A 6,201-nucleotide genomic window follows, 5' to 3' on the forward strand; every position below is an offset into this window, starting at 1 on the left:
GCCTTTTTCATATTCTTGAAACATATATAGCAGTACATCTATGTCTACTTTAGGTTTTATTGACATAAATAAAGCTCCCTTCAAAGTTTTCATTTTTTCAATGTCTACTTTGAAGGGAGCATTTCATTTCACATTGTTCTAGGCTCTACAATTTTATATAGACAGTAGTTAATTGAACGAAAATGCGCTTGTAACAAGCTTTTTTCAATTCTAGTCAGGGGCCCCAACACAGAGAATTTCGAAAAGAAATTCTACAGGCAATGCGAGTTGGGGTGGTGGCCCCAACACAGAGAAATTGGATTCCCAATTTCTACAGACAATGCAAGTCGGCGAGGCCCCAACACAGAAGCTGTGACTATGATAAAGTACTACTACATAATTAATCATTAGTAGTTCTTCATCATTTTCGCCTCCCTTTTCTTATTGTTTTGATACACAATAATTTAAGTTCAAACTGTCGAATAAAGTTATATTTGATTTCAAATTATCCCGGAATTATTAATTTTACAATTGTGGCAGATTTTCAAAATAATAATTATTTCCTCATTATTTATAAATTTATATTTAAATTTCATTCTTTATAGGGTAAGATTAGGACTATAGTATGATGTGTAAATAATATAAATTAAGGTATAGTAAAGCTAACTCAGAAATGACTTATCATTCGGAGGTTACATTATGAATAAACTATTACAGTCATTATCAGCCCTCGGTGTTTCTGCTACACTAGTAACACCAAATTTAAATGCAGATGCAACGACGAATACTACACCACAAATTAAAGGCGCTAATGATATCGTTATTAAGAAAGGTCAAGATTATAACCTTCTAAACGGCATAAGTGCATTTGATAAAGAAGATGGAGATTTAACCGATAAAATTAAAGTCGATGGCCAAATTGATACATCTAAATCTGGTAAATATCAAATTAAATATCATGTCACTGATTCAGATGGTGCAATTAAAATTTCCACTAGGTATATTGAGGTTAAATAGCCCTCATCACTATACTGCAAATAAAATGGTAGCAAACGAACATGTTTTGCTACCATTTTATTTGTTATTCCAACTTCATCTGCAACTTTAACCCAAATATTGTATTTTTTCTGTATACCAAAGGACTACCTATCAAATTATTAAAACTTAACTGCTCTTTTTAAAAAGAATGTTTTGATTTTGAACAAACAAATTTCCACTTTTCATTGTTTAACGTTAAATTACTTTTGGCAAATTCCTTATTAAAATGTTTGCGCTTCCTTTCAATGAAATAGCCATCATTTTCAATTTATTAGACAATTCCAAACTTTTTTTATTTTCATTCAATTAACCTTTAATTGAAAGCTATTCTCAACTTCCCTTTTAAATATGAAGCAATTTTTTCAAAAACGCTATTAGTCACAAAATGTACACATAATTTTAACAAATGTGTGAACCCACGTCACACCTTGATTTATCAACATTTTTGATACAATTTTATTAATTTTTTTCCTATAAGCCCTTGTAAATATTGTGTAATAACTTAAAATTAATGTTAAGCCCTACATTTGTAGTATTAGGAGGTCAAAAAAGTGTCAAAATTTAAGTCTTTGCTTCTATTATTTGGCACACTAATTTTACTTAGTGGTTGTTCAAATATAGAAATTTTCAACGCAAAAGGGCCAGTAGCAAGTAGTCAGAAGTTCTTGATTCTTTATTCAATCGTCTTCATGCTTGTTATTTGTTTCGTTGTACTTGGCATGTTCGCCATTTTTATTTACAAGTATAGTTATAATAAGAATGCCGAATCTGGTAAGATGCACCATAATGCCATCATTGAAACAATATGGTTTGTAATACCTATCATAATCGTTGCTGCTTTAGCTATTCCTACAGTTAAAACTTTATACGATTACGAAAAACCACCGAAGAGTGAGAAAGATCCAATGGTAGTATATGCAGTAAGTGCAGGATACAAATGGTTCTTTGCTTATCCAGACGAACATATAGAGACTGTTAATACATTAACAATCCCTAAAGATCGTCCTGTTGTATTTAAGCTTCAAGCTATGGATACAATGACAAGTTTCTGGATTCCACAATTAGGTGGTCAAAAATATGCCATGACTGGCATGACAATGAATTGGACGTTAGAAGCATCTCAAACTGGTACGTTCAGAGGTCGTAACTCTAACTTCAATGGTGAAGGATTCTCACGTCAAACATTTAAAGTAAATGCCGTTAGTCAAAAAGACTACGACAAATGGGTGAAAGAAGTTAAAGGTAAGAAAACGTTAGATCAAGATACATTTGATAAACAATTATTACCAAGCACACCTAATAAAGCTTTAGAATTTAATGGTACACATATGGCGTTTGTTGATCCAGCAGCCGATCCAGAATACATCTTCTATGCATATAAACGTTTCAATTTCGAATTGAAAGATCCAAACTTCACTAGTGAAGAAAATATGTTTAAAGATGTATCAGACAAACCATTAATACCTGCTCGTAAAGCTCAAATTACAAATGCGAACTATAAACGACATGGTATGAAATTGATGATTCTTGGAAATGACGAACCATATAACAATGAGTTCAAGAAAGATGAATCGAAAAATGCGAAAGAAATGAAGAAAATTTCAAAAGATGCGCAAGATCAAGACAATGATGATCATGGAGGTGGACATTAATGAATTTTCCATGGGATCAATTACTAGTTAAAGGTAACTGGATGATTACAATGGCACAAATTGGTGCCCCATTCTTAGTTATTGGTTTAATCGCAGTAATTACTTACTTTAAATTATGGAAATATCTTTACAAAGAATGGTTCACATCTGTAGACCATAAGAAAATCGGTATTATGTATTTAATCTGTGCCGTATTAATGTTCGTCCGTGGTGGTATTGATGCGTTACTTATTCGTGCGCAATTAACAGTACCTGATAACAAATTTTTAGAATCTAACCACTATAACGAAATTTTTAGTACACATGGTGTAATCATGATTATCTTCATGGCAATGCCATTTATCTTTGGTTTATGGAATATCGTTGTTCCATTACAAATTGGAGCACGTGATGTTGCATTCCCAGTATTAAACAACGTAAGTTTCTGGCTATTCTTTGCAGGTATGATTTTATTCAACCTGTCATTTATTATTGGTGGTTCACCAGCAGCTGGTTGGACAAACTATGCGCCACTAGCAGGTGAATTCAGTCCTGGTCCGGGTGTTAACTATTACTTAATAGCTATACAAATTTCAGGGCTTGGTACCTTAGCTACAGGTATCAACTTCTTTGTAACAATTTTAAGATGTAAAACACCAACTATGAAGTTTATGCAAATGCCAATGTTTACAGTAACAACATTTATTACTACATTAATTGTTATTCTTGCTTTCCCTCCTTTAACAGTAGCGTTAGCATTAATGACAACTGATAGAATATTTGACACAGCATTCTTCACAGTTGCACATGGCGGTATGCCAATGCTTTGGGCTAACTTCTTCTGGGTATGGGGGCACCCTGAAGTTTATATCGTTATCCTTCCAGCATTTGGTATTTACTCAGAAATTATCCCGACATTCGCTCGTAAGCGTTTATTCGGACATCAAAGTATGGTATGGGCAACTGCCGGTATCGCGTTCCTTAGTTTCTTAGTTTGGGTTCACCATTTCTTCACAATGGGTAATGGTGCATTAATCAACTCATTCTTCTCAATTTCAACAATGCTGATTGGTATTCCAACTGGTGTGAAATTGTTTAACTGGTTATTAACATTATATAAAGGACGTATTACATTTGAGTCACCAATGTTATTCTCATTAGCATTTATCCCTAACTTCCTTTTAGGTGGTGTTACGGGTGTAATGTTAGCAATGGCATCTGCTGACTATCAATATCACAATACGTACTTCTTAGTAGCTCACTTCCACTATACATTGGTTACTGGTGTTGTATTTGCCTGCTTAGCTGGTTTAATCTTCTGGTATCCAAAGATGATGGGTTACAAATTAAACGAAACATTAAACAAATGGTGCTTCTGGTTCTTCATGATCGGATTTAACGTTTGTTTCTTACCACAATTCATTCTTGGATTAGATGGTATGCCACGTCGTTTATACACTTATATGCCATCAGATGGTTGGTTCTTATTAAACTTAATTTCAACTATCGGTGCATTATTAATGGCAATCGGATTCTTATTCCTTGTTGTTAGTATCGTATACAGTCACTTCAAATCTCCACGTGAAGCAACTGGAGATAACTGGGATGGCCTTGGTCGTACTCTAGAGTGGACTACTGCATCAGCAATTCCACCCAAATACAACTTTGCCATTACACCAGATTGGAATGACTACGACACATTTGTTGATATGAAAGAACATGGTCGTCATTACTTAGACAACCATAATTACAAAGACATTCATATGCCAAACAATACTCCTGTTGGATTCTGGATTGGTATCTTTATGACTATCGGCGGTTTCTTCTTAATTTTCGAAACTGTAATTCCAGCATTAATTTGTTTATTCGGTATTTTTGGTACTATGATTTATCGCAGTTTCCAAATCGATCACGGATATCATATCCCTGCTGCTGAAGTTGCTGAAACTGAAGCTAGATTAAGAGAAGCGCGTATTAAAGAAAGGGAGGCTGTAAGTCATGAGTCATGATACAAACACTATTGATTCACGCACACATGAAGGCGAATTAAATAAGCTTGGCTTTTGGATTTTCATTACAGCCGAATTTGCGTTATTCGGTACCCTATTTGCGACACTATTAACTTTGCAACATGGTGGCGATTATGCAGGTAAAATGACTACTGAGTTATTTGAATTGCCTCTTGTTTTAATAATGACGTTTGCATTATTATTCAGTTCTTACACATGTGGTATTGCTATTTACTACATGCGCCAAGAAAAACAAAAGTTAATGATGTTTTGGATGATCATTACGTTACTTTTAGGTTTAGTCTTTGTTGGATTCGAAATTTATGAATTCGCACACTATGCATCAGAAGGCGTTAACCCAACAATTGGTTCTTACTGGTCTAGTTTCTTTATCCTATTAGGAACGCATGGTTGTCACGTATCGCTAGGTATCGTTTGGGCCATTTGTTTATTAATCCAAATCCAACGACGCGGATTAGACAAATATAATGCGCCAAAATTATTTATAGTAAGTTTATACTGGCACTTCTTAGATGTTGTTTGGGTTTTCATCTTTACTGCCGTATATATGATAGGGATGGTGTATAGCGGATGAGTACAATAATGAAACATACTGTAGGATTTATCGCATCTATCGTATTAACGCTTTTAGCAGTTTACGTAACACTATACACGTCATTAACATTCCACGCGAAGTTGACAATTATCTTTGGCTTTGCATTCGTACAAGCAGGACTTCAATTATTAATGTTCATGCATTTAACTGAAGGTAAAGATGGACGTTTACAAACATTCAAAGTTATCTTTGCTCTTGTAATTACACTTTGTTTCGTTGTCGGAACATATTGGGTTATGCAAGGCGGTCACTCTTCACACTTATAAACAACATTTTAATAATGTAAAGTTTAACCAGCTAACACTTTTGTTAGCTGGTTTTTATTATCCTTCAATTTTTAAATGGTTAAGTCCCCTTCTATATCTTATAAGACAATCATTATAATCAATTCAATTAATACATTAACAACCACAACTAATAAATATAGTAACTTCAAAATCCATATTTATGTCTAAAGATAATTTCAATGTTGTTCACCTCAATAAAATTATCCCTAGGTTTTTAAAAATTGTACATGTTTAAACAATCAAAAGTGTACATTATTAAATTATCATTTCCAGTTAGATTTAGAAAACTTTCAGACCACGCATGGTCCAACGTATTCGCCTTCATTCATTTTAGTCTGATGCCAACTCATCAAATGTTTTCCCCTTTTATCAGTTAACACATATTTTTAAACTCATCCTTCTTCAACCTTATACTTTAAACTTTTTACCACTATAAAAAAGAAGATATAACTCGTATACTGGTCAGATAAGGTCGATGCCTTAATGCCATATACATGTTATATCTTCTATATTAATTATGGTTCTCCACCAAATGTGGTGGGTATATAATTTAAAGAACTATTTTAAATTACAACTTTTAGAGTTTTTATTATTAGGCGGCCAGTCCATTATTGGGCTTGGTTGTCTTCTTTTTTTCTCCT

General features: G+C 33.6%; 5 protein-coding genes and 1 pseudogene. 5 read left to right on the plus strand and 1 reads right to left on the minus strand.

Annotated features, from left to right (window positions below; genetic code table 11):
- The first annotated feature begins 678 nt into the window (after positions 1-678).
- On the plus strand, positions 679-996 hold the full coding sequence (locus IDG45_RS13425) for a DUF5011 domain-containing protein (RefSeq protein WP_001037831.1): 318 nt from the start codon (positions 679-681) through the stop codon (positions 994-996).
- 147 nt (positions 997-1,143) lie between these two features.
- Here the strand turns inward: IDG45_RS13425 and IDG45_RS13430 are convergent.
- Positions 1,144-1,285, minus strand: a pseudogene (locus tag IDG45_RS13430) (hypothetical protein).
- A 283-nt stretch (positions 1,286-1,568) separates the two neighbouring features.
- Between IDG45_RS13430 and qoxA the strand changes: the two are divergent.
- From qoxA to qoxD, 4 genes are read left to right on the plus strand one after another with little or no spacing between them, the layout of a single operon-like run.
- A complete protein-coding gene (qoxA, locus tag IDG45_RS13435) occupies positions 1,569-2,669 on the plus strand; it encodes a cytochrome aa3 quinol oxidase subunit II (RefSeq protein WP_000032836.1) in 1,101 nt (366 codons plus the stop codon).
- Entirely contained in the window at positions 2,669-4,657 is a 1,989-nt protein-coding gene (qoxB, locus tag IDG45_RS13440; RefSeq protein WP_001010762.1) for a cytochrome aa3 quinol oxidase subunit I, read from the plus strand. Before qoxA ends, qoxB begins: the two co-directional genes overlap by 1 nt.
- Positions 4,647-5,252, plus strand: coding sequence for a cytochrome aa3 quinol oxidase subunit III (gene qoxC, locus IDG45_RS13445; RefSeq protein WP_000017736.1), 606 nt, complete (start codon positions 4,647-4,649; stop codon positions 5,250-5,252). Before qoxB ends, qoxC begins: the two co-directional genes overlap by 11 nt.
- A gap of 8 nt (positions 5,253-5,260) precedes the next feature.
- Complete coding sequence (gene qoxD, locus IDG45_RS13450) at positions 5,261-5,539, plus strand: cytochrome aa3 quinol oxidase subunit IV (RefSeq protein WP_001797236.1); 279 nt, start codon at positions 5,261-5,263, stop codon at positions 5,537-5,539.
- Positions 5,540-6,201 lie beyond the last annotated feature (662 nt).

This window comes from Staphylococcus sp. EG-SA-10 (assembly GCF_017151945.1).
Classification (GTDB): domain Bacteria; phylum Bacillota; class Bacilli; order Staphylococcales; family Staphylococcaceae; genus Staphylococcus; species Staphylococcus aureus.